The sequence below is a fragment of the Solwaraspora sp. WMMD792 genome, assembly GCF_029626105.1.
GTDB lineage: Bacteria > Actinomycetota > Actinomycetes > Mycobacteriales > Micromonosporaceae > Micromonospora_E.
The window spans coordinates 1,331,678-1,348,254 of the sequence record NZ_JARUBH010000009.1 but is presented as its reverse complement, the minus strand read 5'-3'; the positions used below and the strand labels follow the sequence as shown (position 1 = coordinate 1,348,254).

The 16,577-nt window shown below is 70.2% G+C and carries 18 protein-coding genes; 3 read left to right on the top strand and 15 right to left on the bottom strand.

Annotated features, from left to right (window positions below):
• Position 1: 1 nt before the first annotated feature.
• The 3 genes from O7629_RS07685 to O7629_RS07675 form a co-directional block, all read right to left on the bottom strand.
• Positions 2 to 1,180, bottom strand: a complete 1,179-nt coding sequence (locus O7629_RS07685; protein ID WP_278168340.1) for a substrate-binding domain-containing protein — start codon at positions 1,178 to 1,180, stop codon at positions 2 to 4.
• A 188-nt stretch (positions 1,181 to 1,368) separates the two neighbouring features.
• Positions 1,369 to 2,403, bottom strand: a complete 1,035-nt coding sequence (locus tag O7629_RS07680) for an ABC transporter permease (protein ID WP_278168339.1) — start codon at positions 2,401 to 2,403, stop codon at positions 1,369 to 1,371.
• Positions 2,400 to 3,788, bottom strand: coding sequence for an amidohydrolase family protein (locus O7629_RS07675; protein ID WP_278168338.1), 1,389 nt, complete (start codon positions 3,786 to 3,788; stop codon positions 2,400 to 2,402). The genes O7629_RS07680 and O7629_RS07675 overlap by 4 nt, the downstream gene beginning before the upstream one ends.
• A gap of 226 nt (positions 3,789 to 4,014) precedes the next feature.
• Here O7629_RS07675 and O7629_RS07670 point away from each other — a divergent pair, with 226 nt between their 5' ends.
• Positions 4,015 to 4,638, top strand: a complete 624-nt coding sequence (locus O7629_RS07670) for a cupin domain-containing protein (RefSeq protein ID WP_278168337.1) — start codon at positions 4,015 to 4,017, stop codon at positions 4,636 to 4,638.
• 21 nt (positions 4,639 to 4,659) lie between these two features.
• Here O7629_RS07670 and O7629_RS07665 read toward each other — a convergent pair whose 3' ends face one another.
• The 3 genes from O7629_RS07665 to O7629_RS07655 all read right to left on the bottom strand — a co-directional run bounded on the left by O7629_RS07665 (position 4,660) and on the right by O7629_RS07655 (position 7,458).
• Positions 4,660 to 5,940, bottom strand: a complete 1,281-nt coding sequence (locus tag O7629_RS07665) for a glycosyltransferase (RefSeq protein ID WP_278168336.1) — start codon at positions 5,938 to 5,940, stop codon at positions 4,660 to 4,662.
• Positions 5,937 to 6,398, bottom strand: a complete 462-nt coding sequence (locus O7629_RS07660; protein ID WP_278174451.1) for a MarR family transcriptional regulator — start codon at positions 6,396 to 6,398, stop codon at positions 5,937 to 5,939. The genes O7629_RS07665 and O7629_RS07660 overlap by 4 nt, the downstream gene beginning before the upstream one ends.
• A gap of 142 nt (positions 6,399 to 6,540) precedes the next feature.
• On the bottom strand, positions 6,541 to 7,458 hold the full coding sequence (locus O7629_RS07655; RefSeq protein ID WP_278168335.1) for an SDR family NAD(P)-dependent oxidoreductase: 918 nt from the start codon (positions 7,456 to 7,458) through the stop codon (positions 6,541 to 6,543).
• Between the two features lie 87 nt (positions 7,459 to 7,545).
• Between O7629_RS07655 and O7629_RS07650 the strand changes: the two genes are divergently transcribed.
• On the top strand, positions 7,546 to 8,121 hold the full coding sequence (locus tag O7629_RS07650) for a TetR/AcrR family transcriptional regulator (protein ID WP_278168334.1): 576 nt from the start codon (positions 7,546 to 7,548) through the stop codon (positions 8,119 to 8,121).
• Between the two features lie 10 nt (positions 8,122 to 8,131).
• Here the strand turns inward: O7629_RS07650 and O7629_RS07645 are convergent, their stop codons facing one another.
• The gene (locus tag O7629_RS07645; RefSeq protein WP_278168333.1) at positions 8,132 to 9,607 is read right to left on the bottom strand and encodes an ATP-binding protein; all 1,476 of its coding nucleotides are present in this window, start codon (positions 9,605 to 9,607) and stop codon (positions 8,132 to 8,134) included.
• Positions 9,608 to 9,708: 101 nt separating this feature from the next.
• On the opposite strand from O7629_RS07645, the gene O7629_RS07640 reads away from it, so the two are divergent.
• Positions 9,709 to 9,900 carry a hypothetical protein gene (locus tag O7629_RS07640; RefSeq protein ID WP_278168332.1) on the top strand — a complete coding sequence of 64 codons (192 nt, stop codon included), beginning with the start codon at positions 9,709 to 9,711 and terminating at the stop codon, positions 9,898 to 9,900.
• A gap of 20 nt (positions 9,901 to 9,920) precedes the next feature.
• Here the strand turns inward: O7629_RS07640 and O7629_RS07635 are convergent, their stop codons facing one another.
• From O7629_RS07635 to O7629_RS07600, 8 genes are all read right to left on the bottom strand, one after another.
• A complete protein-coding gene (locus O7629_RS07635; protein WP_278168331.1) occupies positions 9,921 to 11,096 on the bottom strand; it encodes a helix-turn-helix domain-containing protein in 1,176 nt (391 codons plus the stop codon).
• On the bottom strand, positions 11,093 to 11,248 hold the full coding sequence (locus O7629_RS07630; protein ID WP_278168330.1) for a hypothetical protein: 156 nt from the start codon (positions 11,246 to 11,248) through the stop codon (positions 11,093 to 11,095). Before O7629_RS07630 ends, O7629_RS07635 begins: the two co-directional genes overlap by 4 nt.
• A gap of 519 nt (positions 11,249 to 11,767) precedes the next feature.
• A complete protein-coding gene (locus tag O7629_RS07625) occupies positions 11,768 to 12,979 on the bottom strand; it encodes a helix-turn-helix transcriptional regulator (RefSeq protein WP_278168329.1) in 1,212 nt (403 codons plus the stop codon).
• Positions 12,980 to 13,138: 159 nt separating this feature from the next.
• A complete protein-coding gene (locus O7629_RS07620; RefSeq protein ID WP_278168328.1) occupies positions 13,139 to 13,561 on the bottom strand; it encodes a hypothetical protein in 423 nt (140 codons plus the stop codon).
• Positions 13,562 to 13,623: 62 nt separating this feature from the next.
• Complete coding sequence (locus O7629_RS07615; RefSeq protein ID WP_278168327.1) at positions 13,624 to 14,040, bottom strand: hypothetical protein; 417 nt, start codon at positions 14,038 to 14,040, stop codon at positions 13,624 to 13,626.
• Positions 14,041 to 14,102: 62 nt separating this feature from the next.
• Positions 14,103 to 14,798: a YesL family protein gene (locus O7629_RS07610; protein ID WP_278168326.1), complete on the bottom strand. Its 696-nt coding sequence runs from the start codon at positions 14,796 to 14,798 to the stop codon at positions 14,103 to 14,105.
• 11 nt (positions 14,799 to 14,809) lie between these two features.
• A complete protein-coding gene (locus tag O7629_RS07605) occupies positions 14,810 to 15,631 on the bottom strand; it encodes a carbohydrate ABC transporter permease (RefSeq protein ID WP_123600899.1) in 822 nt (273 codons plus the stop codon).
• Positions 15,628 to 16,575 carry a sugar ABC transporter permease gene (locus O7629_RS07600; RefSeq protein WP_278168325.1) on the bottom strand — a complete coding sequence of 316 codons (948 nt, stop codon included), beginning with the start codon at positions 16,573 to 16,575 and terminating at the stop codon, positions 15,628 to 15,630. Before O7629_RS07600 ends, O7629_RS07605 begins: the two co-directional genes overlap by 4 nt.
• Positions 16,576 to 16,577 lie beyond the last annotated feature (2 nt).

The following is a 16,577-nucleotide window of genomic DNA, read 5'->3' as shown; positions in this document are numbered from 1 at the left end:
GTCAGCCCTCGAACAGCGCGGCGAGGTCGTCGGCGGACAGCTGCGACGAGGGCGAGGCACCCGGCGGCAGCGCCGGCTGGCAGGCGTCGGCGGGGGTGACCGCGCCGTCGGCGGCTCCGGTGGAGTCCTCGTAGAGGCTGAGCTGGATCAGCGACGGCTCCGGGTTGTCCAGGCCGTTGATCTGCGCGAGTGCCTTGCGCAGCCCGACCCGGCCGATCCAGGTACGGGCCGACACGGTGGCCAGCTCGAAGTCCGGGTTGTCGGCCTTGGCGTCGTCGAACAGGCAGCTCAGTTCGTTGTCGTCGGTGGTGGCGATCGGCACCAGCGGCCGGCCGGCGCTCTGGAACGCCCGGATGGCGCCCATGGTGGCGGTGCCGTAGTCGCTGATCACGCCGTCGATCTGCGGGTACTTGGCGAGCAGACCGGCCATCGCCTGCTGGGTCATGGCCGGGTCCCAGTTGGTGGTGACCGGCTCCGGGGTCAGCACGTTGATCTGCGGGGCGGTGGCGAAGACCTCGTTGATGCCTTCGAGTTCCTGCTGACTGACCGCGTTGCCGGCCGGGCCGCCGAGCAGGACGACGTTGCCGCCCTCCGCTCCGAGCCGGTCAACCATCCACTGTGCCCACAGCACGCCGTCGTGCCGGGTGTCCCAGTCGACGTAGTCGAAGTAGTCGGTGCCGGGCGTACCGGTGGGGTCGGCGGCGATCGGGACGACGACCACGCCGGCGGCGTGGGCGGCCTGGATCGCCGGCAGGTGCGACGCGCCCGGTCCGGCGGACGGCACGACGAGCAGGATGTCGACGCCCTTGGCGGTCATGCCGGTGATGGCCGAGAGGGTGGCCTGCAGGTCGCCGCGGCCGGCGGCGTACTCGACGCCCTCGATCGCCGGGCACTTGCCTGCCTCGTCCTCGATCTCGGCGCGCAGGATCCGCGACCACGAGTTGGTGCCGAAGCCGTCGACCAGGCCGACGGTGACCGGCTCGTCGCCGCAGACCTCGCTCATGTCGATCAGGTCGGACAGCGGGCCGGTGTTGCCGATGGCGACGGTGCCGCCGTCGGTGCCGGTCTCCTCGTTCGGGGCGGCGGTCGACGAGCAGGCGGTGACGGTGAGGCAGGCGGTGGCGAACAAGGTGACGGCTGCGGACCGCCGGTGGCGGCGCAGGTTGGTTGTTCGGGTCATCGAGATTCTCCTGACTTGATGATGGATCAGGATCATGAAATAGAGTGAAAATTCATCTTGATATGGCCACAGTGGGCCGGCCGGCGGAGGTCTTCCGCCGACGGGGGTCGGTCCGTCAAGGGCTGGTCTTGTCCGTTGGTCCGGTCGCGCTCTCGGGTCCGGGCGTGCTGTCCGTTGGTCCGGTCGGGCTATCCGCTGGTACGTCTGATCGCCCGTTGGCGCAGCCGCGCCGCGAGGCTGAGTTGGACCACCACGCCCACGCCGATGATCACGGCCTGGACGATGTTCTGGATCGCGGCGGTCTGGCTGTACGTCTGCACCAGCTGGTTGAGCTGACCGAGGAACAGCGCACCCAGGGCGGTGCCGACGAGACTCCCCCGGCCGCCGGTGAGTGCGGTGCCGCCGAGCACGACGGCAGCCACCGACGGCAGCAGGTAGCTGTCCCCCGCGCTGAGCGTGGTGGTGCGCAGGAAGCCTGCGAGCAGCACCCCGGTGGCCCCGGCGAGCAGCCCGGACAGCAGATAGGCGGCGACCGTGTAGCGCCGGGTGTTGATGCCGGCCGCGTGTGCGGCCCGCCGGTTCGCGCCGACCAGCTCGAACCGGCGGCCGATCACGGTGGTCTTGAGGACGAGTTGGGCGACGGCGACCAGCGCCACCGCCAGGTAGAGCAGGTTGGGCAGGCCGAGGGTACGGCCGACCGCGAAGCCGGCGAACGACTCGGTGACCTGGGCGCTGTAGCCGCCGGACAGGTACTGCACGAAGCCGAGCAGCACCGCGTTCATCGCGAGGGTGACGACCAGGGCGGGCAGCCCCAGGTACGTCACCACGAGCCCGCTGGCCAGTCCGGCGACCGCCGCGACGAGCAGCGCCAGCCCGATCGCCGGGGCGAGCCCGAGAGCGTCCGCGCCGCCGTAGCGGGCGACGACGAGCGCGCCGAGGGCGATGCCACCGGCCACCGACAGGTCGAGGCCGGCCTGCTGCACGACCAGGGTCTGGCCGAGCGAGACCACCATGGTCAGCGCGGCGAACGGCAGCATGGCCAGCAGCGCCGTGCTGCCGACACTGGCCGGCGAGATGATCGCGCTGGCGGCGAAGAGCACCACGACCGCGGCCAGGGCGCGGCTCGCGGGCCAGCCGGCGAGTTGCACCCGCAGCGGGTCGGCCAGCCGCACGGCCGGTGTCGTCGGTGTCGGCGGTGCGCCCGCCACGGTCTGGGTGCTCATGCCAGCAGCAGCTTCGGGTCGGGCTGCCAGCCGCCGCCGATCGCCGCGCCGTCGAGCGAGGAGATGACGTGGTCGCGGGAGGCTTCGGCGAGGCCCCGCAGCCGGTCGAGGTCCACCCCGACGAGCTTGCCGTCGCGCTTGACGAACCGGCCGGCCACCAGCACGTCGCGGACCATTCCGGGGTGGGCGGCGTAGACGATGGAGGCGACCGGGTTGTTCATCGGCATCGTGGCGAGTGAGTCGCCGGCCAGGATGACGATGTCCGCCGCCTTGCCGACCTCCAGCGAGCCGGTGACCGCGTCGAGTCCGTTGGCCCGCGCGCCGTCGATGGTGGCGAAGCGCAGCACGTCGGCGCAGGACAGTCGGACCCGCTCGGGGGCCTCGCCGGCCGCGACCGCGGCGCTGTTGTCGGTGGCCCGCTGCACGGCGAGGGCGGTACGCATGGTGGTGAACATGTCGCCGCCGATGGAGCTGCACACGTCGACCGACAGCGACGGCCGTACGCCGAGGTCGAGCAGCCGCCCGGTGGCCGGCCAGCCGTGCCCCATCTGCATTTCCACGTCGGGGGCGATCGACGCGGTGCCGCCGGTGTCGGCGATCAGCCGCAGCTCGTCGTCGGCGAGCGTGTTGCAGTGCACGTAGGTGACCTGGTCGCTGAGCAGGCCCTCGCCGTTCATCTGGTGGATCGGTTTGATCTTGCCCCAGTGTCCGTCGCCGACGTGCACCGACACCCGCAGGTCCAGTTCGCGGGCGAGCTGGAAGTCGCCCTTGGTGACCTCCAGGGTGCTGAACTGCGGTCCGCGCAGCGCCAGCCCCATGGTGACCAGGCCGGTGTTGTCGGCGAACCGGCCGGCGCGCAACCGGCGTACGTCGGCCTCGGGGTGCGGCACCGGTGAGGGCATCTCCCCGCCCCACTGCTGCGCGCCCCCGCCGTGGGCGAACACCGCGCGGAGTCCGGCGTCGGTGAGGGCGTCCACGGCGGCGTCCGTGTGGTCGGGGGTGAACAGGTTGTGTGACCAGTCGAGCAGGGTGGTGACGCCGGCGTCGAGCGCTTCCAGGGCGCCGATCAGCGTTCCGGCGTAGGTGTCCTCCGGCCGGAAGTAGCGGCTCAGCCCGACGTGCAGGCCGACCAGGTACTGGTCCAGGGTCCAGTCCGAGGCGATGTTGCGGACCACTGCCTGCCAGGTGTGCCGGTGGGTGTCGACCAGACCGGGCATGACGATGCGCCCGGACACGTCGACCCGCTGCGCGTGACCGGCGGGCAGGTCACGACCGATCGCCGTGATCACCCCGTTGTCGATCAGTACGTCCGCCGGCCAGAGCACCTCGTCTGCCCCGGCGCACGTGACAACTATTCCTCCCGCGAGCAGGACGTTGCCTGTCATCGGTGCCGTCCCTTCGTCGAACTACGTGAACGTCGTTGAAACCCAGGTGACTCGTCCAGGAAATGTGTCTGCCCAGGATGAGACGCACACCACGCCAGTGTCAAGCCTCAGTCAACACTTCGTTCAACAGGACTCACCGAAACCCCGGCATCAGCTAGCCGACACCGGGCGTGATCGGGTAGATTCACAGAGATCGACTGATTGGGCTGTTTGGGGTGGCTTGACATTGTCTGAGGCGGAAGACCTGGGTGGGCGGATCCGCGCCGCCCGCCAGGCACGCGGTATGTCGCTGCGGGCGCTCGCCAAGAAGGTCGGCGTCTCAGCGAGCATGCTCTCACTGGTGGAGACAGGCCGGTCCCGCTCCTCGGTGAGCACGCTGTACGCGATCGTCGAAGCCCTCGACATGTCGATGGTCGACCTGTTCGACACCCCGCCGTCGCCGAACGGCTCCGCACCGGTCCCCGCCGCCGCCACCATCGAGGCCCGGCTGGACACCGAGGTGGCGATCGTGCGCCGCGACCAGGGTCGACGGATCGAGATGGACAGCGGTGTCGTCTGGGAGCAGCTCGGCCCGGCGACCGGGTCCGGCACCGAGTTCCTGCGGGTCACCTACCCGCCCGGTGCGAAGTCCAGTGTGTCCGGCCGGTTCCAGCGGCACACCGGCCACGAGCACGCCTACATCATGGAGGGTGAGCTGACCTGTCAGGTCGGCTTCCAGGAGGTCGTGCTCGGCGCCGGGGACAGCATGGTGTTCGACTCGTCCCGCCCGCACCTGCTGGAGAACCGCAGCGACCAGGACGTGCACGCGATCTGGTTCATCGTGCGGCCGAAACCCGACTCGGGACCGTGAACGTCGACGACCCGGGGTCGGTCACGCCGCTGCGGCTTCGATCCGCGCCACCGCGCTCGCGACGCCGTCCTCGGCCGTGATGCGCCGCCCCAACCCGGCCGCCGCCTCCTGGATGTCGGCGTCGGTGGTGACCTGGCGGATCGCGGCGGCGAGCCGCTGCCCGGTGAGCGTGGACTGCGGCACCGGGGCGCTGCCCGCGCCGAGCGCGGCGACCCGCCGACCCCAGAAGAACTGGTCCAGGATGAACGGGCAGATCACCGACGGTCGGCCGGCGCGCAGGGCGGCAGCGGTGGTGCCGGCCCCGCCGTGATGCACCACGGCGGACACCCGGGGAAACAACCAGTCGTGCGGTGCCTGGGTGATGGGCAGGACGGTGTCCGGCAGGTCCGCCGCGTCCAGCCCACCCCAGCCGGTGGCGACGACGCCGCGTACGTTGGCCAGGCGCAGCGCTGCGGTGACGGCCCGGGTGAGGCGCCGCGGGTCCCGCCCGGCCATGCTGCCGAAGCCGATGTACACCGGTGGGTCACCGGCGTCGAGGAAGTCGATCAGCTCGGCCGGTGGCTGCCAGCCGGTGGCATCATCGAGGAACCAGTATCCGGTGAGCTGGGCGTGGCCGGGCCAGTCGGCGGGGCGCGGCACGACGTGGCCGCTGATCGCGTGCAGCACCGGGATCGGCCGCCCGTCGGGCAGCCGGGTGGCCAGGGCCGCGCCGCTGCTCCTGGCCAACCCCAACGTCTCCTGCCGGAAGGTGTTGACCATGCCGTCGTACATCCGGTAGCCGGCACCGGCGAGCCGGTAGGTGAGCCGGTTGTACCGGCGGCCGAGCGGCAACGCGGGCATGCCGATCATCGGGAAGTCGCCGGTCGCCACGGACATCGGTACGGGCACCGCCTGCACTGCCGGCACGCCGAGTTTCTCGGCGACGTGCGGGCCGGCCAGCGCCTTGGGGTGGTAGACGATCACGTCCGGGTCGGCCTGGCGGGCCGCCTGCCAGACGTCGGCCAGCAGCCCCCGGTTGATCGGGTTGGCCTGCCGGGCCAGCCTGATGTTGGTCCTGATCGAGCCGAGAAGCCCGGTGGTGTCCTCCATCGCGGCGCGGCCCGCCGCCGAATCGAGCAGTTGCAGGATGTCATCGCCGAGGTGGCCGTACACCAGGCCGTGGTCGGTGACGAAGGACCGGAACCTGGCGCAGGTGGCCAGGGTGACGTCGTGGCCGGCCGCCTGCAGCCCGGTGCCGAGCGCCAGGTACGGCTGGACGTCGCCGCGGGATCCGACGGTGACGATCAGGACCCGCACCGTCACACGTCCCGTTCGGTCTGCCGCCGGAACTCCTCCATCAGCGCGGGCGTCCGTTCGATCATGAATGTGTAGAAGTCGCGGGTGTGCCGGAGCCGGTCCGCCTCCGGGGCGTCGGCGTCGCCGACGAGGTCGATGCCGCGCTGCATCAGGTCGATGAAGGTGCGCATCTTGTCGGTGGGGTCGATCGCCCGGGCGAAGGCGTCCGGGTGCATCTCGTACGCGTGGCCCCGGCCGCTGGTCGGCACCCGACGCACCATGCCGGACTGCTCCAGGGCCCGCATCCCGGCCGAGACGGAGGCCTTGGACAGCCCGACCGCCTGGCACAGTTGCGCGGTGGTCTGGCCCGGCGGGTCGCAGATCAGCAGCCAGCCGAGCAGCTTGCCGAAGGCCGGGGTGGTACCCATCTGAGCGAGGGCGACCCCGACCTCTTCGGCGTACCGCCGCCCGGCGTCCGGGTCCACGCACATCTCCTTCGCCACCGAGAACGCCCCACCATGAGGAACGCCACCATCGAGGAACGCCATTATCACGAACGTTCAGGACTTCCCGAACATCAACCGTAACACGGCGGCTGGTGAACCGACCCGCACCGGTCCACCCGGCTCAGCGGCGGGCGAGCGCCTGGTCGATCAGCCACTCGCTGTCGGCCCAGAGCTGCCGCGCCCGGGCGACGTCGTACGACTCGGGTGACGACCGGGCGATCTTCGGCCCTTCCAGGTACGCCCCGGTGGTGCCGTCGAACCGGGCGTCGCCGACCAGGTCTGCCAGGTGCCGGGCGGAGGCCCGGGAGCTGCGGGCGCCGGGCAGCAGCGCGCTGATCAGTGGGGCGGCCATCCGGTATCCGGCCCGGGCGAGCGCCGGGTAGTCGCGGGACAGGCTGGTGTCGGGCATCAGCCCCGGGTCGTACGCGTTGACGCTGATCGGCCGTCCGTCCAGTCGGCGGGCGAGCTCGTACACGAAGTAGATGTTCGCCAGCTTCGAGGTGGAGTAGCGGACCCGCCCCGCCGTCGGGGTCGAATCGGCATCCGGCGGCGGGTCGGCGAGCTCGCGGGCGCTCGTCCAGCGCGGCTCCGGAAAGCCCATGCTCTTCTCCCGCCAGTGGGTGCCGCTGCTGACGATCGCGATCCGGGCCCCGGCGGGCAGGTCGTCCAGCAGCCCGGTGACGAGCAGGTGGTGACCGAGGTGGTTGGTGGCGAAGGTGAGCTCGTAGCCGTCGGCGGACCGGCGTACCCCGTCGATGACCTGGATGCCGGCGTTGCCGACGATGGCGTGCAGCGGCGGACGCTGCCCGGACTGGCGCAGTGCCCCGGCCGCGTCGGCCACCGATTTCAGGTCGGCCAGGTCGATCCGGAGCAGTTCGAGGCTCGCCGCGGGTGTCCGGCGACGGATCTGCCGGGCCGCCGCCTCTCCCCGGCTCTCTGACCGGTGGCCGAGCACGACGTGCCAGCCCTGGGCGGCGAGCCGCGCGGCGACGCGCAGCCCGAGGCCGGTGGTGGCTCCGGTGATGACGACGGTTCTCATCGGTGTGCACCCTTCGACAGGTTGACGTTGTCAACTTGACCCTACGTCGTTCAGGTTGACAGCGTCAACCTGATCTAGGATCGGGCGATGAGCACCAGGGACGACCTGGTCGCCGCGGCGACCGCACTACTCGACGAGGGCGGCCCGGAGCGGGTCACCCTGCGGGAGGTCGGCCGTCGTGCCGGTGTGTCGCACAACGCGCCGTACAAGCACTTCACCGACAAGCAGGCCCTGCTGGAGGCCGTCGCCATCCAGGAGTTCGACCGGCTCGAACGGGTCATGACGGCGACACCGTCGCCACGGGCCGAGGCCGCCGCGCTGCTGCGGCGCGTCATGCTCGACTACGTACGCTGGGCGCAGCGGCACCCGCGTCGGTTCGCGCTGGTCTACGGATGGTCGATGAACGCCTCCGCGGACCTGCACGAGCGGGCCGGCGCCACCTGGCGGCGACTCGTCGAGCTGACCGCCGAGGCCCAGGCCGCCGGGGCGCTGCCCGCCGGCGACCCGGAACGGGCCGCCGCGCTGGTCCGCGCGCTGGCGCACGGCGCCGCCGACCTGTCCATCACCGGCCACCTGGCGGCCGACGGAAAGGGCCGGGCCAGCGCCGAGGACCTGGTCGAGGACCTGCTCCGGGTGCTGCGTCAGGCCGGCCGGTCGAGCTGACGTCGTTCGCTCAGGATCGGTCCGCCGCGTACAAGCGGTCCAGGTCGACGAGCTGGACGCCGGGGTCCGTGGCCGCCACGGCGCGAAGGTCGTCGGCGAAGCCACCGCCGCTGAACAGCAGCAGCCGGCACCGGTCGACCCGGACGCTGTCGCGGCCACGCAACAGGTCACGGATGTGCGCCAGGCGTCGCAGGTGGCCGGTGCCGACGGTCTCGCGCCACTTGGCCTCGCCGATCGCGAGGAGCTCCTCGCTGCCCTGCTCGTCGCGACCGAAGACCGCCACGTCCACCTCGTGCTGACTGCGGGCGGCGGGGTCGTTGACGACACCGGCCGCGACCCGGGTCGGAAAGCCGCCGAGAACGTCCGGATCGGCTTCCCAGCGGGCCCATTCGCGGCAGATCGTTTCGAAGTGCGGACCGACGACCTTGCTCAGGAACGTGCGCTGCAGCCGAGGCCAGACCTGCCGCGACCGACCCGCACGCTCCAGATCGCCCCAGGCCGGACGCATCACGGCGTGGTAGAAGACGAGCAGTGGCTCAGCGATCCGGTAGACGCCCCGGTTGCTCTTGAACGCGTCGGTCTCCCGCACGACCAGGCCGACGTCCTCCAGCACACCCAGCGGATGGGCCAGGTCGGACGGCTGCCGACCCAGGAAGTTCGCGATCTCCCCACGCCGGGTACGACCGTCCGCGATCCCCGCCAGCACCGAGTGGTACAACGCTGGGTCGCGGATGTCGGGCTCCTCCGCCAACAGGTAGCGGGCCTCCCGGAACAACGGGCGGGCCGGGTTCAACACGGCCCGCACCACCCAGTCGTCGAAATCGTCCGGTCCGGCCGGCGAGTCGTCCTGCGTAAACTCGTGCCGGTAGGCGGGGGTGCCGCCGACGATCGCGTTGACCAGCAGGGCGGTGCGTGGGTCGGCGATCCCCCAGAACCGGGCCGCTGCCCGGTAGTCGAGCGTGCGGACCACCAACTCCAGGCCGGCCCGTCCGCGCAGCGGCGCGGTGCCGGCCAGCAGGCCGCCCATGAACGACAACGCCGAACCGCACAACAGCAGCCGCACCTGGGTGTTCGACCGCTGTCCAGCCGGGTCGAGCGCCCGCTGGATGATCGAGGGCAGCGCCGGACTGACTCGGGCCAGGAACGGAAACTCGTCGATCACCACCGGAAGTGGCCCGGCAGGGGCGAGTGTCATCGTCCGGATGACCGCCTCGTCCCAGTTCGCGAACCGCAGCGGCGTCGCCTCACCCAGATAGCCGCCGAGCGCCTCTCCGTACTGGCGCAACGCGTCAGCCTCGGACGACTCCGTGGCCGTGAACATGAATCCGCCGGCCGCCCGTACCAGTGCGTCGAGCAGGAACGTCTTGCCCTGACGACGACGACCGGAGACCACTCCCAGCGTCGCGCCGCCCTGAGGAAGGCACGCGAACCGGACCAACTCGTCCCACTCGACGTCACGGTCGAAAATCTCCGCCGGCTTCTCCACCCCACCACCCCGCCACGCTAGTGTAAGCGTAGTTACTATAACTATACTTACATCTTGCCCGCCCGTATGGTTTACCCCTTGACCCGCTGACAGGAGAGTCAATGACCGAGTTCCACGACTGGGACGACGTCCGCAGCGAACTACACGACGGGGACGACGCCGCGCTGGCGACGGAACGTGCGCGTACCGAGGCATGGATCAGTGCCTTCCACCTCACCGAGGAACGCGGTGACGCAGCCCGCCCGCCTGACGCCGACGAGGGAACCTGTGTTGTCGTAAAACTGGCGGGTTGAGGGTCATACAGGTTCCCTCGTCACGGAACGCCGGTCGTCAGGCCGAGGGCCGTCGCCAGCCGAGCGACGCCGGCAGTGTCCGGCCCGCACCGGGCAATCTCAGCCACGACCGTACGGGCGGAAGGCCGGCAGCGAATCTCAGCCGGTACGACGCGGTCCGCCTCGACCAACCACCGTCCCGCCGCCGCGAAGTCGCCGACGTCGAGGTATGCCCGCGCGGCGTCCACCAGATACGCTGCCCGGTGCTCGGCCGGCAGCCCGCGCCACGCCTGCCGCCCGGCGGCTGCCTCGTGTCGGCGTACCGCCTGCCGGGCGTCGCCCGACTCCACGGCCGCCACGACGTGCGCCAGCTCGACGGCCGCCGGGCCGAAGCTCGCCGTACGGTAGTCCAGCCCGTCGCCGATCCGGCCAGCGACGTCAGCGGCCCGGCCGAGCAGCTCATCGACGCTGCGGGTCTCGCCGCAGCCGGCAGCGGCCAACCCGGCCTGCAGCAGCAACGTCCCGTACACCGTGCCGCGCTCGACAGACACCGCCGCGATGCGGTCGGCGGCGGCGACCGTCGTCGTCATCGCCAACCGGTCCTGGCCCAACCCACGCAGCGCCTGCCCGAGCGGCACCGCCGCCGACCCGGCCAGCACCGGATCGCCGCCGGCCACGGCCAGCGCCCGATCGGCCGCCAACCAGGCCAGCTCGGGTTCGCCGACCTTGACCAGCACGAGCGCGATGATCCGGTACGCGCGCACCAACAACTCCGCCCCAGGCGCAGGCCGGGTGGCGTGCAGCCGCCGAGCGGCGTCCAGCAACTCCGGCACCGTCCGCAGTAACCGGGGATAATCCCCATGCTGGTACGTCGACCACGCATGCTCCACCCGCTGCGTGACCTCGCGTTCCCCTGCCGGTCCGCTGTCGGCGGCGGTGAACACCTCGTAGCTGGCCAACGCCGCTCGGACCGCCGCCACCCCGTCGACCGCCCCACCGGCCCCCGACGGCCGGTCCGGGCCGACCAACTCCGCCGGGTCGACCCGCAGCACCTCGGCGACCTGCCGGATCAACGAGAACCGGTCCAACGTCCGGACACCACGCTCCACCTTCTCCACCCAGCTCTTCGACCGACCGACCCGGTCGGCGAGCACCTGCTGGGTCATCCGCCGCCGTACCCGCCACAGCGCGATCCGACGCCCGACGGCCACGCTCATCGCCTGCCACCCGCGTCGATCCAGGTCCACGACACGAAACGCTCGTACAACTCGGCCGGGTCGGTGATCCCGGCCTCCTCGGCCGCCACGGTCAGCAGCTCGCCGACGTCGACCGACAACGCCAACGGCTCCCCGACGTACGCCTCCGCCAACTGCGTCCGACCCGGCGGACACGGCCACGGCGTCCCGTCCGGACAGACCGCACAGCACCACGATGGACGCACCGGCTCATGCACCGGCCCACCGCCAGCCCGAGGCTTCTTCACCGCAGGAAGTGCCGGCCGGCGTTACCACCACGCCGCTCCGCGCGATCGGTACGGGTCGCCGGCCGCCGATCCGGCGGAGGCACCGTACGGTCGGCGTACCGCCGCCGACCCGGCACCGGATACACCACATCCACCGGTACGTCCGCACGCTGAAACCACTTCCCGAACACGGTCCCCCCTCAACAAGCGTTGGAAGGGCGGCGACCCGAGGTGGCTCTCCACGTCAACCCCGAGCCGCCGCCCAGCAGGCGGGCCCGACACGCGAAAAGGGCGATCACGGGATGCGACGCCGGGCCCACACAGCACGCTATGGGCAACCCGATCTTCCAAGAGGGACGATTCCTACCCCGGGTAGGGCGGGACGCTGAACAGCGCCTCCACAAATCTCTAGTTGGCGATGCTCCGCTACGCGACCAAGCCAACCTTCGATGCAAGGTCACGAGCCTCGTTCCTCATTGTCCGTGGCCCGTCGAGCAGGTCCAGGGTGATCTGGCGGGCGTAGCCGTTGAAGCGAATCGTCTCCGGTGCCGACTCGTACGCCTGCCGAAGTGCCGCCACAGCCGCCTCGTAGTTACTCCTGCTGTGAGCGCCACGAGCAACCTCGATCAGATGTCGAGCACGACGCGGCCTTGACGGGATTGCAGCCGGGTCGATCCGCCGTGACTGCCGCACCGCCTCGCCGGGCTTCTGCAACTCCACTGCCACCGTCACCGCATGTACGCCCATGATGATCTGGGAGAACGAGGTCTGCGGCTGGTAGAAGCCCTGCGGAAGTCGTTGAGCGACTTGATCGGCACGGTCCCAGTACCGCCACGCACGACCTTCCTCACCGGCGCGCGCGGCGGTGTAGGCAGCCTCGAAGTTCAGTGCTCCCCACAGAGCGAACAAGTTTGCGTTCGACTCGGCTACCTGCGGCTCCAACGTCGAAACGACATCGAGCGTCACCGCCATGGCGGTGTCCCAGTCTCCCGCGTCCCGGTGCACCTGGCACAAGAACCAACCAGCGCACGCCAATGCTTCGGGATCCCCCGACTCCTGAGCCGCGACCATCGCGCGGTCCGCGACGCGCCACAGGAGTTCCGCCGCCGGCTGGTAGGCCAGGAACATCTGCGCCAGCCCCAGTACCTCTGCCAGCAGCGCCTGCGCCTGCCGACGCTCGTCGCCGTCGTACATCAACGCGGCACGCTGCGCGTCCCGCAACAGGTCCGGCAGGAGTGCACCAAGCACCGTGCGGTGATCAGATGCCTGGTGGCGTGCCCGCCACGCCGCCGTAAGGCGCTCCCGGATCCGAGGCAACGGCTGTACCGCGACGTCGTTGGACAGCGTTGAGCGGTTCACGGCGTCGCGAACCGATGCCAATGCTGGATGCTCCGGTCCGTTCACCACGGCCGAGTGGTCACCCAGTTCCCCGATGAGCGCGGATACATCAACTTTCAGGACACGGGCGATGCGGTCCAGCATGTGTATGCGCGGCGGCAGGATTCGATCGGTTTCCACTGCCTTGACCCACTCGGCACTGCGACCAACGAGGCCGCCGAGCACTGCTCGGGTCTTTCCGGACCGCTCGCGGTAGACCTTCAGACGCTGTCCGAAGGTCAGACCAGGCATGGAGTCCATTCCCGAACCTCCTCATCGCATGGAAACGCGATCGCTACCCCGGATCGCACCTCATGTCACGGTACCGGCTGTCGAGGGAACACCCCGGGTAGGTTTTGTCGTCGAGCCGGCGGAATGCGTCCTCGATCGCTACGCGGTCCAGGAGCGGATCAGCGGCGCTCACGCGACGTTCAATTCTTGCGGCGATACGTAGACTCCGCGACGGCGGAACGCCGCCGGGGCGTGCACCACCGCGTCGACCCGCGCGGCCCGGGTGTTGAACGGGAACCAGAACCGGCGCAGTGATCGTGCCTCGGCCCATGCCGGTGCCCCGCGACCATCCTTGGTCGCCAGGTGTTCCGTCAACGCGGCCAGGAACACGTCCCAGCGCTCATCGCCGGTGACAGCCGGCTCCTGCTCCAGCAGAGCAGTCCGATTCTCCGCTGGCTCCGACCGGTACTCCTCAAGGAACTCCGCCACCAACCGCCACCGTCGCTGCTCGTCAGCGCCGACGAGCAGCGCGCCCAGCCCCGCCACCGTCAGCGGCTCGTATCTCTCACCATGACGCCGTACGTCCTCGACGCGGCCGAGGGCGTCACGCACCCGCTTCCACCCTTCGGTGTCGCAGAATCTCTCGTGGTCCTGGCGAGTGGGCGGCGGCCAAGTCACCGGCCGGACCCCGCAAGCCAGTCTCGCAACTGATCATCGTCGCTAAGACTGATCATCTGTACCAGCGCCCAGTTGCTCCGGTGATTCGGAGCGTCGAGCAGGCGCTCCTGCCAGTCCTCGGCGTACTCGCGCAGCGCCACGATCATCTCAGTGATCGCCTCGTCGAACGTCGCGCTATCCGCCGCGATGGGCAGGCCAGGGATGAAAACCGACCATCCGCCCGCTTCGGCGACGACCTGCGCGCGGTGTGCACTGAGCGATGCGAGGGAGGAACGGAGGCGTTCAACATCCACCACGGCCGTCCGCGCCGCATCCCGCCTGACCGTAGCCACGCGCCCCCGCTCGGCCGCGTCCAGCAGATCCTTCAAGTGCGCGCGAGCCTCGGTGTAGCTGTCATAGTGCGTGACCGACATCGGGCACCTCCTCGTCCTCTTGGGAACAAGCAAGCCGCAGGCAGGGGCGTACGTCAAGTACGTCAAGTACTCGACGCCAGCGCGGCGCGGCTGTTGACCCAGACGACCAGCAGCGCGCAGCCGGGCAGCGTCGACAGCGCCAGCAGCGGCGCCTGGTTGACCGACAGCAGGGCGGCCAGCAGCACGACCAGGCTGAGCAGGCTCAGCGGTGCCCGGCGTACCGCCGACCAGGCCGCGGCCCGGACGGCCGCGCGCACGCCGAGGCCCGGGGCCAGCTCGACCAGGGCCAACAGCAGCACCGTCGTGGCGGCAACCAGCACGGTCAGCACCACCAGCAGCGGTACGAGCACCGCCGCAGTGCCGGCGTCGTGCAGCCAGACGATGTCGGTCACCAGGACCGCCACCAGCGCCGTCGCCGCCGCCCAGCGGGCCAGCGCGGCAAAGAAGTTCCGCCGGTACGCGCGGAAGAACTCGCGTACCGGTGCCCGGTCGTCGTCCTCGGCCTGCCGCAGGTAGCCGAACGCGGCGGTGACCGCCGGCCCGACGCTGAGCGACAGCAGCCCGAAGAAGACCGGGTAGCGCCACGGCTGGGCGACGACGGCGAGCGCGACCAGCAGCGGCAGGTTGGCCACGGCCAGCCCGAGGTTGACCACCAGCACCCGGTGCACCAGTGACCAGATCGTCGACCAGGTGTCCGCGCCGACGTTGACCCGCGCGGTCAGCGACGGCCGCAGCGGCTGCCGGGCCGGTTGACGCATGCGGGCCGCCGTCATTTCAACCCGCTCGTGGCGATGCCCTGCACGAAGTAGCGCTGGCCGAACAGGAAGACGACCAGGATCGGCAGGATCGACAGCACCGAACCGGTCATGATCATGGCGTACTCGGCTTCGTAGAGCCCGATGAAGGTTCGCAGCCCGATCTGTACGGTCCAGAGGTCGTTGCTGGTCAGATAGATGAACGGTCCCATGTAGTCGTTCCAGGTGTTGACGAAGGTGAGCAGCGCCAGGCTGGCCAGCGCCGGCTTGGACAGCGGCAGCACGATGCGCGCCCAGATGCCGTACTCGTTGAGGCCGTCGATGCGGGCGGCCTCGGTCAGCTCGTCGGGGATGGTCAGGTAGTACTGGCGCATCAGGAACACCCCGAACGCGCCGAACGCCTGCAGCAGGATCAGCGACAGGTGGGTGTTCACCAGGCCGAGCCGTTCCATGATGATGTACTGCGGCACCATGTACGCCTGCCAGGGCACGGCGATCGTGGCGATGTAGGCGAGGAACAAAAGGTCACGGCCCGGGAAGCTGATCTTCGCGAAGCCGTACGCGGCGAAGCTGCCGGTCAGCACCTGCAGGAACGTGATGGTGACGCTGAGGAACATCGAGTTGTACAGGTAGGTGCCGAGTGGGATCCGGTCCCAGATGCGGACGTAGTTGTCGAAGTGGAACTCCTGCGGGATCCACTGGATCGGCACGGTGAGCACCTGCGAGTCCAGCTTGACCGAGGAGACCAGCATCCAGGCGAACGGCACCAGCACGGCCAGGCCGAGGACGGTGAGCAGCACCTGCAGGACGGCCCGGCGCAGCACGGCGAGGCTCATCGTTCCCCCCTCCGCTGCAGCTGGAACTGGACCACCGTGATCACCAGGACGACCACGAACAGCACCATGGCGATCGCCGACGAGTAGCCGAACCGGCCCTGGGTGATCCCCTCCCGGAAGATCAGCTGCGACAGCACCAGCGTGGAGCGGCCCGGACCGCCCTCGGTCATCACCTGGATCAGGTCGAACACCTTGAAGCTGGAGATGGTCAGCATGATCAGCACGAAGAAGGTGGTGGGCCGCAGCGACGGCACGGTGATGTGCCGGAACCGCTGCCAGGCCGACGCCCCGTCGGTGCGGGCCGCCTCGTACAGCTCGGCCGGGATGGTCTGCAGCCCGGCCAGGTAGAGCACCATGTAGTAGCCCATGTCCCGCCAGACACTGGTGATGATCACCGCCGGCATCGCCCAGGTCGTCGAGGTGGTCCAGCCCGGCGGGTTGTCGATGCCGATCGCCCGCAGCAGCTGGTTGACCGGCCCGGCGTCGGGGTTGAACAGCATGTTCCACACCACGGCCACCGCGACCAGCGCGGTGATGTAGGGGAAGAACAACGCGGTACGGAAGAACCGGACGCCGCGCAGCGCCCGGTTGAGCAGTACGGCGAAGCCGAGCGCGGCGACCAGGGTCAACGGGATGTGCCCGAGCGCGTAGTAGGTGGTGTTGTACAGCGCGGTCCAGAACGTCTCGCTGCCCACCATCCGGCGGAAGTTGTCCAGCCCGACCCATTCCGGGGTGCTGTAGGAGTTCCACTCCAAGAACGCCAACGCCAGCGCGGCGACGACGGGCACCAGGGTCAGCGCGGCGAAGCCGACGAAGTTCGGCAGGATGAAGCTCCAGCCGGCCAGGGTGTTGCGTCGGCGCAGCCGACGTGCCGCACCGGTACCCGGCGGCGGACCGCCGGGTACCGGTGTGCGTACGGTGTCGATCGGGGTGTGGATCGCCATGG